The organism is Microbacterium sp. (assembly GCF_046295495.1).
Lineage (GTDB): Bacteria > Actinomycetota > Actinomycetes > Actinomycetales > Microbacteriaceae > Microbacterium.
Genome location: NZ_JBKBNC010000006.1, coordinates 20,584 through 39,297, shown reverse-complemented (window position 1 = coordinate 39,297; position 18,714 = coordinate 20,584). Strand labels below are relative to the sequence as shown.

The 18,714-nt window shown below is 68.8% G+C and carries 26 protein-coding genes and 1 tRNA gene; 21 read left to right on the top strand and 6 right to left on the bottom strand.

Annotated features, from left to right (window positions below):
- Positions 1 to 384 (bottom strand): hypothetical protein, encoded by a 384-nt coding sequence (locus ACK4LS_RS03985; RefSeq protein WP_409713491.1) that lies wholly within the window; start codon positions 382 to 384, stop codon positions 1 to 3.
- A gap of 116 nt (positions 385 to 500) precedes the next feature.
- Here ACK4LS_RS03985 and ACK4LS_RS03980 point away from each other — a divergent pair, with 116 nt between their 5' ends.
- The 6 genes from ACK4LS_RS03980 (at position 501) to ACK4LS_RS03955 (ending at position 2,651) form a co-directional block, all read left to right on the top strand.
- Positions 501 to 1,055 carry a MarR family winged helix-turn-helix transcriptional regulator gene (locus tag ACK4LS_RS03980; protein WP_409713488.1) on the top strand — a complete coding sequence of 185 codons (555 nt, stop codon included), beginning with the start codon at positions 501 to 503 and terminating at the stop codon, positions 1,053 to 1,055.
- 38 nt (positions 1,056 to 1,093) lie between these two features.
- Positions 1,094 to 1,231, top strand: coding sequence for a hypothetical protein (locus ACK4LS_RS03975; RefSeq protein ID WP_409713485.1), 138 nt, complete (start codon positions 1,094 to 1,096; stop codon positions 1,229 to 1,231).
- Positions 1,232 to 1,300: 69 nt separating this feature from the next.
- Positions 1,301 to 1,654 (top strand): hypothetical protein, encoded by a 354-nt coding sequence (locus ACK4LS_RS03970; protein ID WP_409713482.1) that lies wholly within the window; start codon positions 1,301 to 1,303, stop codon positions 1,652 to 1,654.
- Between the two features lie 126 nt (positions 1,655 to 1,780).
- Positions 1,781 to 2,230 carry a hypothetical protein gene (locus ACK4LS_RS03965; RefSeq protein ID WP_409713479.1) on the top strand — a complete coding sequence of 150 codons (450 nt, stop codon included), beginning with the start codon at positions 1,781 to 1,783 and terminating at the stop codon, positions 2,228 to 2,230.
- An 82-nt stretch (positions 2,231 to 2,312) separates the two neighbouring features.
- Positions 2,313 to 2,498, top strand: coding sequence for a hypothetical protein (locus tag ACK4LS_RS03960; protein WP_409713477.1), 186 nt, complete (start codon positions 2,313 to 2,315; stop codon positions 2,496 to 2,498).
- 77 nt (positions 2,499 to 2,575) lie between these two features.
- Positions 2,576 to 2,651: transfer RNA gene (locus tag ACK4LS_RS03955), tRNA-Arg, on the top strand.
- A gap of 46 nt (positions 2,652 to 2,697) precedes the next feature.
- On the opposite strand, the gene ACK4LS_RS03950 is transcribed toward ACK4LS_RS03955, so the two are convergent.
- Positions 2,698 to 3,852 (bottom strand): tyrosine-type recombinase/integrase, encoded by a 1,155-nt coding sequence (locus ACK4LS_RS03950; RefSeq protein ID WP_409713474.1) that lies wholly within the window; start codon positions 3,850 to 3,852, stop codon positions 2,698 to 2,700.
- Positions 3,845 to 4,378 carry a hypothetical protein gene (locus tag ACK4LS_RS03945; protein WP_409713471.1) on the bottom strand — a complete coding sequence of 178 codons (534 nt, stop codon included), beginning with the start codon at positions 4,376 to 4,378 and terminating at the stop codon, positions 3,845 to 3,847. The genes ACK4LS_RS03950 and ACK4LS_RS03945 overlap by 8 nt, the downstream gene beginning before the upstream one ends.
- A 395-nt stretch (positions 4,379 to 4,773) precedes the next feature.
- On the opposite strand from ACK4LS_RS03945, the gene ACK4LS_RS03940 reads away from it, so the two are divergent.
- The 9 genes from ACK4LS_RS03940 to ACK4LS_RS03900 all read left to right on the top strand — a co-directional run bounded on the left by ACK4LS_RS03940 (position 4,774) and on the right by ACK4LS_RS03900 (position 12,235).
- The gene (locus tag ACK4LS_RS03940; RefSeq protein ID WP_409713468.1) at positions 4,774 to 5,181 is read left to right on the top strand and encodes a hypothetical protein; all 408 of its coding nucleotides are present in this window, start codon (positions 4,774 to 4,776) and stop codon (positions 5,179 to 5,181) included.
- Between the two features lie 318 nt (positions 5,182 to 5,499).
- On the top strand, positions 5,500 to 5,796 hold the full coding sequence (locus ACK4LS_RS03935) for a helix-turn-helix domain-containing protein (protein WP_316000424.1): 297 nt from the start codon (positions 5,500 to 5,502) through the stop codon (positions 5,794 to 5,796).
- A 917-nt stretch (positions 5,797 to 6,713) separates the two neighbouring features.
- Positions 6,714 to 7,037 carry a hypothetical protein gene (locus ACK4LS_RS03930; RefSeq protein ID WP_409713464.1) on the top strand — a complete coding sequence of 108 codons (324 nt, stop codon included), beginning with the start codon at positions 6,714 to 6,716 and terminating at the stop codon, positions 7,035 to 7,037.
- A 98-nt stretch (positions 7,038 to 7,135) separates the two neighbouring features.
- A complete protein-coding gene (locus tag ACK4LS_RS03925) occupies positions 7,136 to 7,423 on the top strand; it encodes a hypothetical protein (RefSeq protein ID WP_409713461.1) in 288 nt (95 codons plus the stop codon).
- Positions 7,423 to 7,611, top strand: coding sequence for a hypothetical protein (locus ACK4LS_RS03920; RefSeq protein WP_409713458.1), 189 nt, complete (start codon positions 7,423 to 7,425; stop codon positions 7,609 to 7,611). The genes ACK4LS_RS03925 and ACK4LS_RS03920 overlap by 1 nt, the downstream gene beginning before the upstream one ends.
- Positions 7,612 to 7,652: 41 nt before the next feature.
- The gene (locus tag ACK4LS_RS03915; RefSeq protein ID WP_409713455.1) at positions 7,653 to 8,372 is read left to right on the top strand and encodes a hypothetical protein; all 720 of its coding nucleotides are present in this window, start codon (positions 7,653 to 7,655) and stop codon (positions 8,370 to 8,372) included.
- A 191-nt stretch (positions 8,373 to 8,563) separates the two neighbouring features.
- Positions 8,564 to 11,245, top strand: a complete 2,682-nt coding sequence (locus tag ACK4LS_RS03910; RefSeq protein ID WP_409713452.1) for a phage tail tape measure protein — start codon at positions 8,564 to 8,566, stop codon at positions 11,243 to 11,245.
- A gap of 11 nt (positions 11,246 to 11,256) precedes the next feature.
- A complete protein-coding gene (locus ACK4LS_RS03905; RefSeq protein WP_409713449.1) occupies positions 11,257 to 11,490 on the top strand; it encodes a hypothetical protein in 234 nt (77 codons plus the stop codon).
- A gap of 34 nt (positions 11,491 to 11,524) precedes the next feature.
- Positions 11,525 to 12,235, top strand: coding sequence for a hypothetical protein (locus ACK4LS_RS03900; protein ID WP_409713446.1), 711 nt, complete (start codon positions 11,525 to 11,527; stop codon positions 12,233 to 12,235).
- Between the two features lie 58 nt (positions 12,236 to 12,293).
- Here the strand turns inward: ACK4LS_RS03900 and ACK4LS_RS03895 are convergent, their stop codons facing one another.
- Entirely contained in the window at positions 12,294 to 12,506 is a 213-nt protein-coding gene (locus ACK4LS_RS03895; protein WP_409713443.1) for a hypothetical protein, read from the bottom strand.
- Between the two features lie 95 nt (positions 12,507 to 12,601).
- Between ACK4LS_RS03895 and ACK4LS_RS03890 the strand changes: the two genes are divergently transcribed.
- Positions 12,602 to 13,144 (top strand): hypothetical protein, encoded by a 543-nt coding sequence (locus ACK4LS_RS03890; protein WP_409713439.1) that lies wholly within the window; start codon positions 12,602 to 12,604, stop codon positions 13,142 to 13,144.
- A 53-nt stretch (positions 13,145 to 13,197) separates the two neighbouring features.
- Here ACK4LS_RS03890 and ACK4LS_RS03885 read toward each other — a convergent pair whose 3' ends face one another.
- Both ACK4LS_RS03885 and ACK4LS_RS03880 read right to left on the bottom strand, forming a co-directional pair.
- Positions 13,198 to 13,428, bottom strand: coding sequence for a hypothetical protein (locus ACK4LS_RS03885; protein WP_409713437.1), 231 nt, complete (start codon positions 13,426 to 13,428; stop codon positions 13,198 to 13,200).
- Between the two features lie 256 nt (positions 13,429 to 13,684).
- Complete coding sequence (locus ACK4LS_RS03880; RefSeq protein WP_409713434.1) at positions 13,685 to 13,882, bottom strand: DUF2188 domain-containing protein; 198 nt, start codon at positions 13,880 to 13,882, stop codon at positions 13,685 to 13,687.
- Between the two features lie 119 nt (positions 13,883 to 14,001).
- On the opposite strand from ACK4LS_RS03880, the gene ACK4LS_RS03875 reads away from it, so the two are divergent.
- The 5 genes from ACK4LS_RS03875 (at position 14,002) to ACK4LS_RS03855 (ending at position 18,712) form a co-directional block, all read left to right on the top strand.
- On the top strand, positions 14,002 to 14,256 hold the full coding sequence (locus ACK4LS_RS03875; RefSeq protein ID WP_409713431.1) for a DUF6458 family protein: 255 nt from the start codon (positions 14,002 to 14,004) through the stop codon (positions 14,254 to 14,256).
- Positions 14,257 to 14,287: 31 nt separating this feature from the next.
- Positions 14,288 to 15,442, top strand: coding sequence for a serine/threonine-protein kinase (locus ACK4LS_RS03870; protein WP_409713428.1), 1,155 nt, complete (start codon positions 14,288 to 14,290; stop codon positions 15,440 to 15,442).
- Complete coding sequence (locus ACK4LS_RS03865; RefSeq protein ID WP_409713425.1) at positions 15,439 to 16,002, top strand: hypothetical protein; 564 nt, start codon at positions 15,439 to 15,441, stop codon at positions 16,000 to 16,002. Before ACK4LS_RS03870 ends, ACK4LS_RS03865 begins: the two co-directional genes overlap by 4 nt.
- Positions 16,003 to 16,067: 65 nt before the next feature.
- On the top strand, positions 16,068 to 16,877 hold the full coding sequence (locus ACK4LS_RS03860; protein ID WP_409713422.1) for a transglutaminase-like domain-containing protein: 810 nt from the start codon (positions 16,068 to 16,070) through the stop codon (positions 16,875 to 16,877).
- A 170-nt stretch (positions 16,878 to 17,047) separates the two neighbouring features.
- Positions 17,048 to 18,712: an arginine--tRNA ligase gene (locus ACK4LS_RS03855; protein WP_409713419.1), complete on the top strand. Its 1,665-nt coding sequence runs from the start codon at positions 17,048 to 17,050 to the stop codon at positions 18,710 to 18,712.
- The last annotated feature ends 2 nt before the right edge of the window (positions 18,713 to 18,714 follow it).

Genomic DNA, 18,714 nt, shown 5'->3' with positions numbered 1-18,714 from the left:
TCAGGCCGCCACGGAGAGCGAACGGCGCGCGGCGGCGGGAGCCGCCGAGCGGGACGGCACGGAACGAGCGGGCGCCCCGGCGGCCGGGATCTCGGCCTCGAGGTCGACGACCAGGCCCGCGGAGGAGTTTGCCATGTCGGCCATGTCCTTCAGCGTCGCGGCGTTGAGGCTCTCGGGCTCCGCGGAGTCGAAGACGAAGCGAAGGGGGATGGCCGGCTGCAGCCAGAGCGTGGATCGGCCGGGAGTTCCGTCGACGTGGGTCCAGCTGAGGGTGAAGCTCTCGCTGCGTCGGAGCTTGGTGGTCGCGACGACCTTGAGGTGGGAGAGGAGTCGGTCCGGGATGCGGATCGGCTCGGTCGACGTGCTGTAAAACAGGTGGCCCATGGGGAACTCCCTTCGGTGGCGATTAGCTGCACTGAGAACATACTCGGTTAGTAACTAGTTTGTCTAACTATTATTTCCGTTGTATAGTCAGGCGGAAGAGCGGGGAGGAGCGTGCGATGACCGACGTCGAAACCACGTCCCGCGGAGTCACGTCCACGGGATCAGGCGACGGGGTGACCTACTGGTACGGCGAGGAGCCGGCCGACCGTCGCCGACGGAGCAAGGCCGTCCTCGAAGCGCTGCGCGTCTACCGCGCCGCCGAGGTCGCGATGCGCCGCCGTACGCGCGACTCCATGTCCATGGGGGAGAACGAGCTGCTCGTTCTGCGCTACCTCCTGCGCGATTCCGCACGCCGCGTACGCCCGGGGGAGTTGACGCGGTACCTGGGGCTGTCGACCGCTTCGACGACCGCGATCCTCGACCGCCTGGAGCGCTCCGGCCACGTCACCCGCTCGGCCAACCCCGACGATCGACGCAGCATCTTCATCCAGGCCACCCCGCTGGCCGACGCCGAGGTGCGCCAGACTCTCGGCAACATGCACGACCGCATGCTGGCGGCCGTCATCGACATGTCTCCCGAGGAGTCCTCGGCGGTCGTCGCCTTCCTGCACCGCATGAGCGACGCGGTCGACGGCGTCGCGGTCGAACAGTCGGCGGTCGATTCTCCGTGATCTACGTGCTCGTCGGCGGCCCGCGCGACGGACAGCACGTGGATGACCTTCCTCGCGGTTACCGCCTCTCCCTGACCGATCCCCAGCCCGAACCTTTCGGAGAGTTCGACACCGTGCGCGCCGTGTGGTTCCAGCTCGACGAGTCGATGTTCCGTTCCGCCCAGCGCCGCGACTGACCCCTAGACCACTCATTCCGGTCCGGCAACCCTCGCTCTCCGTCGACGGCGAGGCCGCAGGATCGGAGCATGCGATGCGTGACCTATGCCGGCGAAACCGTCACGACCACCGACGACGTCGCCGCGTCGCTCGTCGAGCTGACGGCCGCCGTCGCGAATGAGGGACAGTCGGAGGCGGTGAGCATCCCCATCGTCACCGGCGACAAGAAGGTGGCCCAGGCGGAACTCGTCATCGGCGTGGGCAACGACGTGCTCTCCGCGCCCGTGGAGTGGCACGACGAGGAGCCGGACTTCTCGCACGCGGCCGGGGAGCTGAAGAAGCACCGCCTGTTCCCGCGCGCGCACCTGTACGCCGTGGAGAGCGATCCGCGGGGTGAGGACGAGCCGATCGACGGGGACTTCGACCAGCCCATCCAGGGCTGAAAGGCCTCGTCCGAGCGAGGCGCCGTCGGGGGAGTACCCAGCCGCCGTCCAGGGTCGCCTCCCGCACGCACACGGGTCCGTGTCGGGGGTTACCCTCGGTCCAGGCGTGTGGCGAGGAGGCGGCCGATGAGTGAGCGCAGGTTCGAGTGGGGCGGGCTGAGCGCCGATCGCGGCGACTACGTCACGGCCGCCGAGGCGCTCGCGATGCTGGAGGTCCTCGCGCTCGCTCAGGCCGACCTCGAAGTGACCACCGAATTGCGCGACGGTGCCGCGTGGGCGCGCTTCGCACGCGGCGGCCGATGGGCCCTCGTCTCGACGCCCGGCTCGCGATGGTTCTCCGTCGAGACCGACACCGGCCACCGCACGCAGCTCGTCGACGCGTCGTCGTCGAAGGATCAGAGCACACAGCTGTTGGCCGTCTACGTCGACGTCGCCGAGGCCTACGTGCGCGGAGAGGCGGTACCCGCCCCGGCGCGCGGATGGGGAGGTTCCGTCGTCTCGGTCGACGTCGACGGACGCGAGGTGCTGCTCCGGATGCCGCTCACCCGCCGCGTGCGCGGGATGTTCCGTCACTAGGGCTGTCGGGCTGAGGGGTCAACCCGATGCGCGCCCCTGCTTCGTGTTGCCAGGCTGGATGTTCCGCGATGAAGGGAACACCATGAGCGACTCGCAGAACTCCGCCCCCGCCGACGTCCCCGCCGGCGACGCCGCCGACCTCGGCGACGACCCCACGGTCAAGCCGAGCCAAGAGAACGACGTCGACGAGGAGTCGAAGGCCCCGGCCGCAGACGACCCCAACGCCGACCACCAGGCCACGGGCATCGGGGTCGTCGGCGACGAGTGACCGCCACCACGGCGGGGCCGGCGGCCCCGCCGTCCGGTCGGGGACGCGCGCGACGCGGTGCTACCCTTGACCGGTCCGCCTCCGTAGCTCAGGGGATAGAGCGTTGGTTTCCGGTACCAAAGGTCGCTGGTTCGATTCCAGTCGGGGGCACCAGGCGGGACAAGGGATCGCGGGTCATTCAGACCCGCGGTCCCTTTCTTCATGGCAACAGGGTGGCAACATTCGCTGAGCGGCGGGCCTGATCGAGTGCGGCCGCGACGGCGTCCAGATCGTCGTCGAACAGGTCCGCGTAGGTGTCGAGGGTCATCGCTGCGGACGCGTGACCGAGCATCCTCTGCACGGCTTTCACGTGTGCGCCGGCCTGCACGGCGAGGGATGCAGCGGTGTGGCGGAGGTCGTGCGGTGTGATCCTCGGGAACGTCCGGTTGGCGTCACGCGCTCGAGATACGGCGCCGGTGAACCACCCGTTGCGGGATGCGGGGAGTTTCACGTGGGTCTTGCCGTCGCCGAACAGCAGGTCGTCGCGGCTCTTGCCCTCGGCGAGCTTCGCGATGGGCAGCGCGAGGAACTCGGGGTAGGGGACCGACCTCGAGCGATGCGTCTTCGGAGTGCCGACGTGGATGAGGCCGGCGACCAGGACGGCGTTCTCTTCGACCTTCACGCGCCTTCTGAGCGCGTCCACGTGCCGCACCCGTAGTCCGGTCGCCTCGCCCCACCTGAGGCCCGTGTAGGCCAGGAAGAGGACGAGGGTGGCGTGCTGCGGGGGAGCGGCGTCGGCGAGCTGCTGCACCTCCCGGTGTGACAGGTAGACGCGCGGCTTCGTGGAGCCCTTCGCGGGGAGGTCGACGTCACGGGCGACGTTGCGCGCGAGACGGCGATCGCGGACGGCGACGTCAAGGATGCCGGCGAGGACGCCGTGCGCGCGCCGGACGGTCGTCGAGCTCGCTGTGCGCGCGGGAGCGTCGTCTTTCGCCTTCCCGGTCGTGGCGGTGGCGAGCTCGGAGATCCACGTCTGCACTTCGCTGTGCCGGATGCTGCCGACGGTGCGCGCCCCCCAGCGAGGCTCCACGTGCTTCTGCCACGCGGAGACCAGAGGGAGGTAGCTGGACGGTTTCAGCACGCCCTCACGGTCACGCAGCCATGCTTCGCCGAGGTGCCCCACGGTCGCAGAGGCGGTGGACGGGTCGATGTACTCGCCGCGGTCCTTCGACGTCTCGACCTCACGAAGCCGGCGCTCGGCATCCGCCTTCCGAACGAAGCCGCGCTCCTGGGTCTGAGAGTGATCGGGGCGGCGGTAGACGATCCGGTAGAGCTTTTTCCCGGCCTTCGTCTCGTAGGCGTAGACGCTACCCATCGGTCTGACCGTATGTGCCGAGCAGCCCTTGAGACCGCGCGCGCCGGATCCAGAGAGTTGCAGTCGGCGCCGTGAGTCCGAGGGTCGTCTGCACGGCGAAGGCCGGAGACAGATTGAGGATCTGCGCGTAGCGGTAGACACGAGCTGTCGCGAGCATAGCTTCACGCGACGAAGGTCCACCGTCGATGATTTCGGATCTTGCCGCGGACACCTGCAGCGGATCGAACGAGTCGCCGGTCGACAGCATGACTTCCGCGTATCCGTCGAGAGCGTCTCTGAGGTGAGACAGGATCGGCATGTCCCGGAGGCGGGCCCCTGTCACTTCGTTCGACTCGCCGAGGTCGCCTAACGCGAACCCGGCGATGTAGTAGCGCCCGAGCTTGTCGCCATAGCGAACTTGGAGCCGGATCGTTGAGCCGTCGAGGGGGTCTTCACCGACTGCGGCTATCTCTCGCCATACGACGAGATCCGGCTCCGTGTGTATGTGACCGCCGCTGTAGGCGAGAGGCTTCCAGACCCATGTCATGAGTGGAGCCTATTACGGTGACCCGTCATGCTTGCATTATGGTCCCGTGACGTGATTCAATTACGCACCAATGACGCAGGACCATAAGACCGAAGGGCACGAACCATGAGCGAGACGTATCTCACCCCCCACCAGGTCCACGACAGGTGGCCGTTCCTATCCGTAGGGCATCTCGCCCAGCTGAGGTTCATCGGTGCAGCCGAGCACGGCAAAGGGCCCAAGTTCCTCAAGCCCACACCCCGAACCGTCGTCTATCGGGAGTCGGACGTAATTGCGTGGCTCGAAGCTTCCGAGCGTACGAGCACGGCTGCGGTGTCGCGGTGACCACGAAGAAAGCCCTCGGCGCCGTTGCAGCGGCATCCGAGGGCGAAGACCAGAACCGGAGAGGAACGATCATGACCATCATCGCCGAAATGCGCACGGAAAGCCACACGATCGAGGTCGGGGAAGACCTCGAGCAGGCCGTCTTCTACGCCGAGAACCAGCGCGGGACCATGCTCCTGCGGATCCACTTTCGCCTCGCCCGCGTGTCCTCCCGCCCCGGAGTCTTTGTCGTCCGCCACTTCAGGGACGCGACGAAGGCAGACCGACTCAGCGCGATCGAGCGGGTCAGTGCGATGGGCTCACCTGCGCAGACCTTCGCCCGGTGGAAGGCGAGGGGCGTCGATGTGGCGAAGGTGCGCTGCGCGACTGACCGCCGGAGCTGGATGGAGTACGTCCCGATGGGCGATCCCGTAGACGACCCGATGCTGCAACTCGAGCTCGAGATGATGATCGACCTGCAGTCGGGGGTGGCTCTGTGACCGGTCAGCCGCCGAAGCCTGAGACGCAGGGTCAGGCCGAGGCGTGGCAGCAGGTGTGCCGACTCGCCGAACGGGCGGGCCTCTGCTCGCGATGCGCCGCGCAGCTCGCATGGGGTGCGCAAGAGGGCTCGGGCGGCTTCTCGTCGATCCACGCTCCATGCGCACCGTGCACGATCGTCATGCTCGAGTGGCCTGTCGTTCGGTCGAATGGGTGGCGTACCCCGCGCGGGAAGCTCTCGCTGTCGCGTACATGGTCTGAGGACGTACCGATGAGCCGCACACAGTCGCCCACGGCCGATCCTGCGGAGGTGTGAGCGTGTGGTTCGTCCCTCAGTTCGGTGGCTGTTCCGTAGTCGCCGGCTCACCCGCCTCGGCCTCACGCCGGGCCAGTCGCTCGTTCTCGTTGTCCTCGTCGACCACGCCGATGCCACGGGGCTCAGCTTCCCCGCGCAACAGACGATCGCAGAGGAGTCAGGGATGGAACGGTCTGGCGTCCGCAAAGCCCTCACCGCTCTCGTCGACTCCGGCGTCATCGAGGTCGTCGAGCCCGGCGGGCCCCGCAAGTCGGCCCGGTATCGGATCTCGTCGGCGGTCGGGTTATGGGCCACTGGGTAGCCCATACGGTGGCCGCGGTTATGGGCCACTGGGTATGCCGTATCGCCCAAACCGTTATGGGCCACCCAGTGGCCACGAAGTAATAAGCACTCACGTTCGCGGCTCTGCCGGACTATGGCGGCGCCTCCCGGCGCCTACCCGCTCGCTCCGCTCGCTTGTGTGTTCGGAGGGACCATCCATGATGCTCATCGACACGATCGGCCGGCTTGCCGGGCGATGCCCCTCCGGCGAGGAGGCTCAACCCGACGTCACGCTGGGAGCACGGCACGGTCGCGTTTCAAACGCGAGCGTCTCGAGGCGGTCACCGTTGCGCCGCCTCCCGGCGACGCTGGCTGATGATGGCGAGCAGGAGCACACCCACCTGCCGTTGCTGGCCGACAGTCACCGAGACGGACGTGACGCGTGGGGACACCCAACCCAGCCACAGTGCGCGCGCGGGACCAGCGACACCCCCACCCCCTCGAAAATCCAGCGCCCAAGCCGAGAACCGGACCACCACCGGAGAGGTGTTCCCCTCTCCCCGGGTGTGACGCGGTTTTTTACCACCAGGGGGGTCACACGCGCGAGGGGTCGCACTTCCCGCTGGCTGACAGGGATCGGAGGGGTGTCGGAGGGTGTGACGAGTCCCCCCAAAACCGCACCTGAGATGACCTCGAGCCGGGGTCGAGATGGGGGTGAGCAGTGATGACGCGTGTGTGCGAGGAGTGCGGTGGAGCGATGCCGGCGACGTCGACGCCGCAGCGGCGGTTCTGTTCGGAGAAGTGCCGGTATCGGAACCGGGATCAGCGGCCGGAGAGGAAGGCGGCGGACAACGAGCGGCACCGTCGCCGGTATCACGCGGATGCGGAGTTCCGGGCTCGGCATAACGCGGCGTGCGAGCGCAGGCGGCTAGCTCGGCTCGGGCGGGAGGCGGAGTCGTGAGCGGCCGGTCGGATGCGTCGCTCGCGGCGGAGGCGGCGCGACGGCGGGTCGAGCTGCGGGAGGCGAGGGCGGCGCTGGCCGAGGCGAACCGGATGCTCCTGGGGGTGTTCCTGCGCGATCGTCTGGCGGATCCGGCCGACTTCGAGGTGTACGTCGGCGCGGACGCCGTGCTCGATCGTCGCGGCGCGATCGTCTGGGGCCGTGTCGATCAGATGCTGGGGGAGCTGCTCGCGGCGAAACCTCATCTGGCCGCGGCGGACGGCGCTGCGCCGCTGCGTCGAGGGGTGTCGGCGGTAGACTTGTTCCTGGCGGAAACGTGACGGGCCAGGGGCCGGCGATTCTCAGCCAGGAGCCCAGGGGGCAACGCACGACAGGTCGGGGACCGGTGCGGCAGTCGATCAGACACCCGGAGGCTCCCATGCCCTTCCATCACCATCCCCGCCAGCTCTTCCCGCACCAGATGCGCGCGTCGCTCACGCGGCCGCCTCGGAGCGAGTCGCCCGCGCGCGTCCCGCGGCAGGCGTTCACAGACCGGCTCGGCCTGCCCGCCGACGCGACGAACGACCAGGTCCTCGCCGCCGTCGACAAGGTCGTCGCACCCAGCCGGGTGGCGCCGGCCCCGACTCTCGCCGATAAGGCTTGGGGCACCCCGGCCGCGGCGCTGCCCGCGGCGCAGAGCGCGCTGTACCGGAAGGCGTGGGGCTGATGGTCAACCCGTACATCATGGGCCGCGCCAAGTACCGTGTCGTCGCCCCCGTCGTGGTCGCCGTCTCGATCACGAACCACGACACGTACGTCTATCGCGGGTCGCTGCTGCCGTTGAGCACCCGCCCCACGCAGATCGAGAGCCTGCTCGCGTCGGGCATGGTCGAGAAGGTCGAGGTCGCCGCATGATCACGACAGCCGCTCTCCACGAGTTCGCTGGCCGCTGCGCGGTGCTCGGCATCGAGACGCCCGAACCCATCCGACGCGGCCTCGAGCTCATCGAGATTGCCGCCGGCCACGCCGCCCCGCTCGCGCCGGCGAACGTGCTCAAGCTCACGGACGCTGGCCTACGGCGCCGCGTCGAAGACATCTCGATCCGCTCCCACACCGTGCAAACCCTGCACGGCGCGGGCCTCGGGGTCGGCGTCGCGCGCGTCACAGAGGAGATCCTCGAGGCCGTCGGCCGGGAGGTCGTGCCCAGCCTCGACGGGATCGTTGCGGGCCTGCAGCCGCGCTTTGAGGAGCTCACGGCACCGCTGGTGATCGCGGCACGCGAGTACGGCTTCACGACCGACACGACGTCCGACGACGTCATCGACATGGGCGACGAGAGCGCCAGCGCAGCGTGGCGGGCCGTCCCGCGCGCGTGGTCCGCGCTCTCCCCGCTCGTGAACTTCCGCATCTCGATGACGGAGGTATTTGAGCTCGCGCCGACGATGGAGCAGACCCGCCTGCACTACCTGCCTCGCCACCCTGGCAAAACGACGCCGAACCTGTCGGTCCTGTTCGCCGCCGGGGACAACTGGTCGCTGGGCGACGGGTACTACATCGACGGGAAGACGGTGGGGCACCTCGACTGGCTGCTCATGGCGCGCGAGGGGCTGCGGCTCAACACGCCGAGTGAGGTCGACGCGAAGCTCGCCTCCCGGCCACGGTCGTTCCTCGGCTGATCGGTGACTTCGGACGTGATGCCTGCCCGCCGTTCCTTCTCGGTGAGGGCCCTCGCGTTCGACGGGTGGTCGAGGACCGGTTACCCCGCTACGGCGGGTGTCTCACCACCCATTTCTGAGGGGCTGACGCTGGGCGGGGTCAGCCCCTCACCCATACCTACTCAGCACCGACACACACGGAGCGAATTGACATGACAACCCGATTGCGAGCCGCAGAGCTCGAGGTCCTATTCACCGCGAACACCGAAGACGTGCCCCGGGCCGAGAAGGTCATCAAGGCCGCCGGCGATCGCATCGAGAAGAAGCCAATCACGCAGAAGGTCGACGCCGACGTCAAGGGCGCCGTCGCCGGCATGAAGCAGGTCGAGGACGCCGCTCGTCGCATCGTCTCGGCCAAGACGGTGGCGAAGGTCGACGCGGAAATCACGGGCGCCGAGAAGGCCTTCACCCGTCTCTACGAGAAGGTCGACTACCTCCGCGCAATCCAGCCGGAGATGCAGGTCGACGCGGACATCACCCGCGCGGTGAAGCAGATGGAGCGGGCGCAGGCTCGTCTCGATGGTCTCCGCGGCGCCCGCGCTGTGATGGAGGTCGACGCTGACACTCAGCCGCTCGAGGACGCCACCGATGGCGTGGGGAAGAGAGCAGGCAAGAAGGTCGGCGGCGACATCGAGGGGTCTTTGATCGCCGCGCTCACCGCGATCCCCATCGCGGGTGGCATCGTCCTCGCGGGAAAGGCGATCGGCGAGGGGCTCATCGGCGGCATCCGCGATGGGATGGCCGTGGAGGTGCGAGAGGATCGGCTGCAGGCTCTCACCGGAGTCTCACCTGAGCAGGCGCGGAAGTTCGCGTTCGTGTCGGGCGAGGCGTACGCCAATACGTTCGGCGAGTCGATCGAGTCGAACATGAACGTCGCGCGCCTCGGACTGCAGTTCGGCATCATCGACGAGAAGGGCGCCACCCGCGACGCGCAGAAGGTCATCGAGGGCCTGTCCGGTATCGCCGACGCGCTCGAGGAGGACGTCAAGCCGACGGCTACCGTCGTCGCCACCCTGCTCCGCACGGGCCTCGCCGGGTCCGCACAGGAGGCGTTCGACCTCCTGGCCACCGGCGCCCGCAAGGGGCTGAACCGCAGCGACGACCTCCTCGACAGCCTCACCGAATACCCGACGGTGATGCGTGAACTCGGCCTCTCCGGCAAGGAGTACCTCGGCCTGCTGAACCAGGGCATGGACGCCGGCGCCCGCAACACCGACATCGTCGCCGATGGCCTCAAAGAGATCCAGCTCACCCTCCGCAACCGAGAGGGCGCCGACGCTCTGAGGCAGCTCGGCCTCAATGTGGAGGACACGTTCACCGCGTTCGCTGAGGGCGGGCCGCGCGCGCGGAAGGGCCTCGAGGAGATCCTCACGGGCATGCGCGACATCGAGGACCCGGTGCAGCGGAACCAGGTTGCTCTCGACCTGTTCAAGACGAAGGCCGAGGATCTTGGAGACGCCCTGTTCTCCCTCGACCTGTCGTCGGCTGTCGACCAGCTCGGGCAGGTCGAGGGCGCCGCGCAGCGCATGTTTGACACCCTCGCCGACAACGATCAGACCCGCGTCGACCGCGCGTTCCGCAACGTCGAGGTCGCCGTGCAGGGCATCCAGGGTGCGCTGGCCACCGTGGCGGCCGACCCGCTCGGCGACGTGGCGGACTGGGTGTCGCAGAACCGCGGCCCGCTGATCGGGTTCATCGGCGACCTGGCCAAGGGCGCATTCGACTTCGGTATCGCTCTCGCGGAGGGGACAGCCGCCGGCGCCGAGAGCCTCGGCCGTCTCGTATCGGGTCCTCTCGCGACGGCCGTCGCCGGGTTCGCGCAGATCAGCGCCATCCTCGGCCAGACCGAGAATGCCGTCACCCTCGCGCAGCTCGCCGGCGACATGCGCGGGTTCGAATCCGAGACGGACGCGGCGGCCGAAACCATCCGCGGCAAGCTCATCCCGATGCTGCAGGACGGACGCGACAAGGTCGGCGGATTCATCGACCAGGCGAGCTCCTTCGGGTACCTCAACGACGCGTCCCTACGCCTCGCTGACAGCCTCTCCGTCGTTGGTCTGGGCGCGGACGGTGCGAAGCTCTCCCTCGAGGGTGTCGACGCGGCGAACCTCCGCGCCTCCGAGTCGGGGAGCCTGTTGGATAGCCAGCTGCGCAGCTCCGTGAGCGCTCTGCAAGATGAGCTCGCCGCGGCGCGCGACGCCGGGGAGTCGCAGGACCAGCTCGCCGGCCGGTACGACGCGACCCGTCAGGCGTTGTACGACTCGCTCATCCAGATGGGCCTCACTGAGGACCAGGCGAACCACCTGATCGAGGCGTACGGGGCGGTGCCGGAGCTGGTGCCGACGACGTTCACGGCGAACGTCACGCAGGCTCTCGAGGCGACGAAGAACGTGCTCGCCGAGATCGGCCGCATCCCGCGCGTGCTGAACGCGGACGTCACCGTCAGCAACGGCATGACGATGTCGCCTCGGGCGCTGGGGGCACTCGACCTACCTCGGGGCCTGACCCCCCTCTCAGGGGGCGCTCAGGTCGTCCCGCCGCGCACGTATCGGGTGGTCGGCGACCGGAGCGATGTCGCGGAGCTGTTCGCCCCGCTCGACGGTTCACCGCGGTCGTGGTCGCTGCTGATGGAGGGATTCCGTCGGATGCCGGGCGTGATGCCGATGGCGGAGGGTGGGATCGTTGGTCAGGTCGCTGCGGCCGTCCCGTCCGTCAACGTCGGCCCCATCGACGCGCGAGTGGACATGTCTCCGCGCGAGCACGAGCTGCGTCGGCTGATCCTGGACGTCATCCGCGAGTACAACAAGAACATGTTCTCCCGGGGAGGGCTGTGATGATGGGCGACATGAGCAACGTCGAGATGTGCCCGCGCTGCGCCGGACTGCTCCTCGATGAGGACGACGTCTCGGACGCGCCTTTTCGAAGTGCAGGCGGCGAGCCAATCTGCGGCGACTGCGTGCTCGACGAGACCTACCGCCACGCGCTCGGCGGCCCCTTCATCCCCGCGGAGCAGTGGCCGATGGACCGGCCGCACGACTATCTCCGGTCGCACGACCTCGACCCGAAGAAGCCGTTCTGACGCACCTGTCACCCAGCGGCTTACGATGACTCCCGTGGACGACGTCGAGTGGGACAGCGACAAGATCGATGCAGTGCTGAAGCTTGGTCGTTCGACTGAACAGGTTCTGCGCAACGTCGATGAGACACTCGACACCGCCGCCGACGGCCTCTCGTTGCTTGAGGTTGACCGCTACTACTACGACGGGCCGATCGAGTTCGTCGGCGTCCCGCCTGAACACTTGCCAACGGTGCCCCACACCGTGTCGCCCGAAATGGTGCGAGCGATGGCACATCCGCTGACCGTCCAACATCGCCGCGGCATCCGCATCGCCATAACGTTCGCCGTTGCAACCAGCCACGCACTCCAGAACCTGCGTTCGCGCGAGCCCGGATTCGACGAGTGGTGGGCGCCCAGGTCGGCAACTCTTAGAGCGGATCCGCTCGCCAGATTTTTCTATCAGATGCGTAGCACGCTGCTGAAGGAGGGATGGCTGAAGGCGACGAACGTGCTGTCTTCGTACAACGTCGCGGATGAGCGAAATTGGGTCGAGGTACACACGTCCTTCCACAACGCACCCGAGACTCACCAGGGCGAGGACATTCGTGGACTCGACAGTTTGGAGCTGCTCAGTCTGTACCTGGGGGATCTGGGGACGATCGTCTCTGACGCCTGGGCACACTTCCTGCCTGGCGTCGACAGTCAGCTGCGTGCGCAGCCCCTTGTGGAGGGCGGGGCGATCTACGACTACGGCGCCAACGATTGACGCAAAGGCGGGCGGCCATCACCCGTGGGGAGTTCTGTGCGCTTTACTGATCGGTGCCTCAGATCAGTCTGTGCTCTCGATACCCCTCTACCCGTGAGACGTATTCAGCGCGCCGCTGCCGTTGGTACGGGGTTTGCATGTCCGGGTGGTCGGTGATGTCGACGCCGTCGCGGTGCGGGCGTTCCCATGGGGGTTCGGCGCCGGCGCGCAGGTAGGTCAGCTCGAGGCGCTCGTCGACTCGGCCGGGGACGGCGTTCGCGCGGGGATCCATGGCGGCCACAGTAGACGCACCCTCCGACAGCGACGCGACAAAGGCCTGCGATGGTCGCATCTCCAGTGCCGGCGCCAGCACAATAGAGTGCGGCTGTGGAATGCAACCCGACGTCGATCGCTTGCCAGCTTGGCCGCATCGCAGACTCAACCTCCGGCTTCGACTGGGACGGCTTCTGGGCAACCCTGTTGGCGACAATCGTGGGTGCCGTGGTGGCCGCAGGCATCGGTCTCTACGTGGCGCGTTCGGAGCGGCCGCAGCCGTTCTTCCGCGCCGAGACAGCGAGGTCGAACCATCGCTGGCGCGTCTCTGAAGGAGTGGTGACGATCGAGGTATTCCTGTGGAATATCGGCGACGGCCCCGCCTACGACGTCAACCTCGCCCCTTGCGGCGGTGTATCCCAAAGCGCCGCCGCCTCTGTTGCAAAGCTCGAGCCCGGGGCCAGCCTCTCGTGCTGGATCCTTGTGAACGGCGGTGGAGCCGTCGATTATGACGCTGAGACGGGGGTGCAGACTGATCTCCGGACGGTGGACTGGCCGGCCGCTGCCGCGGCGTCGGTGAGCTGGCAACAGCCACCGCAGCGGGGGAAGGTCCGCCGCCTCACGCTCAAGCTCGACGACCCAACCCCCGCCGTTTAGAGCTATCTGGTTACGCCCCGCTCAGTCACGCCTGGTGAGGCGCATAGCGCGGCTCAGGACGCGTTGCGGAGTGCCCTCATCCGGTACTGATGGGTAGGGCTCTGCGCGAGGCGCAGCCGAAAGTGCTCGAGCAGTACGTCCTCGCGCACGACGCGGGTGCGTTGGCCCTCGATGGTGCGCCATTCCATCGGCATGCCCCAGATACGCCAGTTGCGGATCGTGCGCTCAGTCCGACCGACGCGAGCCGCCGCAGTCCTGTACGTGAGCCATTTCACCACCGCCATGAGAGCCATTGTGAGTACCCAGCCGCGGGCTCCTCGAATGGCAACACCGTGGCAACAGAAGTCGTGAGCGGGGAACGTTCTGGACGGTCGCAGTAATCGAAAACGCCGGGAATCATGCGCTTGCTGGAGGCGTGTGCGCCCTCCTGCCGATTGGACGGGGTTTCCGGTACCAAAGGTCGCTGGTTCGATTCCAGTCGGGGGCACACGAGAGAAGGGGCGCGATCATCGATCGCGGCCCTTCGTCCGTTCGGGGCGGTCAGTCCTCGTCGGTGACGGCGCCGGTGGGCTCCGCGTCCTCGACGGTGTGCTGCGAGCCGAGCTCGTCGGCGACGGCACGTCCTTGATCGACGGCCTCCTCGCGACTCGAGAAGCTCGCCGAGAGGTCGGGGCGGCCCTCGACCGCGTTCTCCCACTGCCCGCGGTTGGATCGGGTGGTCACATCGTTCTGACTCATGGCATCCATGTCACACCCGTCGGGTGTGGAGCGCACCCGTCTTGACAGGCGTTGTCAAGACCGTCGGCGGTTTCGACCCCCTCTTGGGATGCTGGTCGCACTCTCGAAAGGGGTTCCACATGAGCATCGGAGCCGGAATCGCGCTGTTCGTCATCGGCGCCATCCTCGCGTTCGCGGTCAACCTGCCCAACGACTACGTCAGCCTCAGCATGATCGGATACATCATGATGGGGGCGGGTGTCGTGGTGTTCCTGATCGGCGTCATCCTGCTGGTGCGTCGTCGCCAGATCGACACCGTGACCCGCACCGAAGGGGCGGGGGGCGCCCAGGTCACCCGTTCGACCACGCGTTCCGCCAACGACGACCTCGTCTGAACCACCCGGGGTCGCACCCCGGAGACAGACCATGAGCGAATCGACACCGACCGTCGCCGACTCCGCCGATCCTCCCGGCGGCGTCGGACTGTTCGACGGCAGGTACCGCCTCGGCCGCGTGCTCGGCCGGGGCGGTTACGCGTGCGTCTACGAGGCCGTCGACACCGCGCTCGAGAGAACGCTGGCGGTCAAGGTCATCGACGGCGACGGCGCCGACCCCGCGGATGTCGCGCGGGTGCGGTCGGAGATCCGCTTGCTCGCATCGCTGTCCCACCCGTCCCTGGTCACCCTGTACGACGCCCGCCTGGAGGCGACACCCGCCTACCTGGCGATGGAACTCATCTCCGGACCCAGCCTGAGCGCCCGCATCGCCCGCGGTGCCCTCGACGCACCGGAGGCCGCGCGGATCGGGCGCGAGATCGCCGAGGCCTTCGCCGTCATCCATGCGCGCGGGATCGTCCATCGTGACGTCAAGCCGTCGAACATCCTCATCCGACCCGCCGCGCACCCGGGCGAGACGCCGCGCGCGACGCTCGCCGACTTCGGGATCGCCTCCCTCGTCGGCGCGACACGCGTCACCCGCGCCGACACCGTCATCGGCACGGCCGCGTACCTGAGTCCGGAACAGGCCCGGGGGATGCCGGCGGCCCCCGCCAGCGATGTGTATTCGCTCGGTCTCGTCCTGCTCGAGGCGCTGACGGGATCCCGGCCGTTCGGAGCGCGCACCCCGCATGAGGCCCTCGCGGCGAGGCTGGTGTCGTCGCCGCCGATCCCCGCCCGCTTCCCCGCGCCCTGGCGCGAGGTGCTCCAGCAGATGACCGCCCTCGACCCGGGCGAGCGACCGGATGCCGCCGGTCTCATCGTGACGCTGCGTACCCTCGCGGATGTTCCGATCCCGGCGGCGGCGAGCGCGGCTGAGCAGTCGACCGCCGCGCTGGACGGCGCCACGGAGCCGACGCGGGTCCTCGACGGCGTCGCGGCGTCGCGCTCCCGCCGAACCCCGAGGCGTCTCTCGCGTCGCACCATGATCGTGGCCTCCCTCGTGGCGGCCGTGATCGCGGCCGGTGGCGTCACGACGGCGGTGGCGCTCGGCGCGGTCGGGTCGTCCGCCGAGCCCGACCTCCCGTCGCTGCCCCGCCCCCTCGACCAGCACGTCGACGACCTGTACGAGGAGGTCGGTCCGTGAACCGTCGCGCCGCTCCCGCCGCCGCCCTGCTCCTGGCCGCGGGGTTCGCACTCGCCGCCTGTGCGCCGCCGGCGGCCACCCCCACGGCCTGGCAGAGCGCGGTCCGGACCGTCGCGCAACAGGCCTCGACGGGCGACTACGCCTCCGCCCTGGCGACCCTCGACGCCCTCGAGGCGGAGGTCGCCGCCCGTCGAGACGCGGGGGAGATCTCGGGGGAGGAGGCCGACGGCATCCTGAGTCGTATCGCGACCGTCCGCGCCGACCTCACCTCGCTGGTCCCCGCCCCGGCGACGACCCCCACCCCCGCGCTGACGGAGGTGCCCGTGGAGTCGTCGGAACCCGCCCCGGAGGAGCAGGGGGATGACGGGCAGGACACCGTGACCGACGACGGCACCGAGAACCCCGGGCAGGACGCCCCCGACACGGGCTCGACAGGCGACGACCCGACCGAGGAGGGACCTGCCGACAAGGGGTCGTCGCACAACGGTCGGGGGCAGAAGGACGACGACAAGGCCCCGGGCGGGAAGGGCTCGTCGGGCACCGGCAAGAAAGACGGCTGAGCGTCCCGCGCGCGCATTTCGCCGCAGCGCGCCGAGGGGCCTCGGGGGCGTGCGAGGATTGCCCGGTGCCGCGCCGAGTGACCGCCCGACTCGACCTCGATCTGGGGGCGTCCGTCGACCTCATCTTCCAGATCGCCGCCGCCCAGGGAGTGCCCCTCGCCCATGAGCGGTTGACGTTCTCGCAGGGTGACCGCGTCTATACGCCGACGGAGATCGTCGACCAGTCCGGCAGTCGTCTGCACCGTCTCACCGGCGAGCAGGGACCGCTCGAGGTGCGCTACGAGGCACTCGTCCAGGGCACGGCGCAGGGCCCCCGCATGAGCGATCTCGAGACCATCACCTACCTGCGTCCCAGCCGGTACTGCCAGTCCGACGAGGTCTTCGCCCAGGCGCGACGGCAGTTCCGCGGGCTGGCGGGAGCCGAACTGCTGGCCGCGGTGTCGACCTTCGTCGCCTCGACCGTCACCTACACCCCGGGTCTCAGCCTCGGAACCGACAGCGCCGTGACGACCCTCATGACCGGTCAGGGCGTCTGCCGCGACTACGCGCACGTGGTCATTGCGCTGCTGAGGGCGATGGACATGCCCGCACGCTACGCGGCCTGCTACGCACCCGGACTCGAGCCGATGGACTTCCACGCCGTCGCCGAGGCCTACCTCGACGGCGCCTGGTACGTCATCGACGCGACACGCCTCGCCGACCGCCGATCGCTCGTGCGCATCGCCACGGGGCGGGATGCCGCCGACTGCGCGTTCCTCAGCTACCACGGCGGCTACGTGGGTCTGGAGAGCATGCACGTCGACGCCGTGCGCGAGGACGAATCCCCGGATGCCGGCACCCCCGACGACCACGAAGCCCTGGTGCAGATCGGCTGATCGGTGCTCTCCGCTCCGGGGGACACGACGCAGGAGATCCAGGTCCCGCGCGGCCACGCGGAGGCCACGCGGAGGGCACGCGGAGGGCGCGGCGCCACCTCTGCACCGTTCCTCCTGCGTCGTGCTTCGGCGCGGGGTGGGTGAGCCGCTCGGCCTAGACTTGGAGGGCTATGGATCCCGCTGCCCTCTCCGCCGCCCTGCTCGCCGTCATCGCCCCGCTCGCCGAGGCTCGACGAGAGGGTTCTTCGGCGGGGCTGACGGCCGCCGACCTTCCGCTCGAGCGACCCAAGAACCGCGATCACGGCGACTGGGCGTCCAACGCGGCGCTGAAGCTGTCGAAGCTCGTCGGGGCGAACCCGCGCGAGTTCGCCGCCGAGATCGCCGCGGGGCTGGAGTCCGTCGACGGCATCGCGAGCGTCGAGGTCGCCGGCCCCGGCTTCATCAACATCCGCCTCGACGCGGCGGCCGCCGGCGCCCTCGCGAAGACGATCGTCGACCAGGGCGCCGCGTTCGGCACGAACGACACCCAACGCGGCAACACGATCAACCTCGAGTTCGTCAGCGCCAACCCCACCGGCCCTCTGCACATCGGTCACACCCGTTGGGCGGCCCTCGGCGATGCGATCGCCCGCGTCCTCCTCGCCAGCGGCGCCACCCTCGTCCGCGAGTTCTACATCAACGACGCCGGAGCCCAGATGGAGCGGTTCGGCCGGTCGGTCGTGGCCGCCGTTCACGGCGAGCCGACCCCCGACGACGGCTACGGCGGAGCGTACATCGCCGACCTCGCGGAGCGGGTCGCGACGGCGCGTCCCGATATCCGCGACCTCGACCGTGGCGAGCAGGTGACGGTCGCCACCGAGCTCGCCTACGGTTTCCAGCTCGGCGAGATCCAGGCCTCGCTCGCGCGCTTCAACGTGCACTTCGACGTGTGGTTCTCGGAGCGCACGCTGCACGCGCACACCGACGGTCGGCCCAGCCTCGTCGACGAGGCGGTCGACCGCCTCCGCGAGCAGGGGCACGTGTTCGACGACGAGGGTGCCGTATGGGTGCGCACGACCGACTTCGGCGATGACAAAGACCGCGTCATCCGCCGCTCGAACGGCGAGTACACGTACTTCGCTGCGGATGCCGCGTACTACCTGAACAAGGGCGACCGGGGCTACGCCCACAAGATCTACCTCCTCGGCGCCGACCACCACGGCTACGTCCACCGTCTGAAGGCGCTCGCCGGCGCCGCCGGCGATGATCCCGAGAAGGACATCGAGGTGCTCATCGGGCAACTCGTCTCGATCAACGGCGCCAAGCTCTCCAAGCGCGCGGGCAACATCATCGAGCTCGACGACCTGCAGGAGTGGCTCGGGACCGACGCGCTGCGCTACTCGCTCGCGCGCTACCCGGCCGACTCTCCGCTGACCCTCGATCCGGAGATCCTGCAGAAGCGAACGAACGACAACCCCGTCTTCTACGTGCAGTACGCCCACGCGCGCACGCACAACGTCGCCCGCAACGCCGCCGACTCGGGCGTCGACCGGTCCGACTTCGCACCCGAGATGCTCGAGCACGAGACGGAGTCCGCGCTCCTCGGCGCCCTGCAGGAGTACCCGCGCGTCGTCGCCTACGCCGCCGAGGTACGCGAACCCCACCGCGTCGCCCGCTACCTCGAAGAGCTCGCGGGCCTGTACCACCGGTGGTACGACAACTGCCGCGTCATCCCGCTGGGCGACGCCCCCGTCGAGTCGGTGCACCGCACGCGACTGTGGTTGAACGACGCCACCGGCCAGGTGCTACGCAACGGTCTCACGCTGCTGGGCGTGAGCGCCCCGGAGCGGATGTAGTC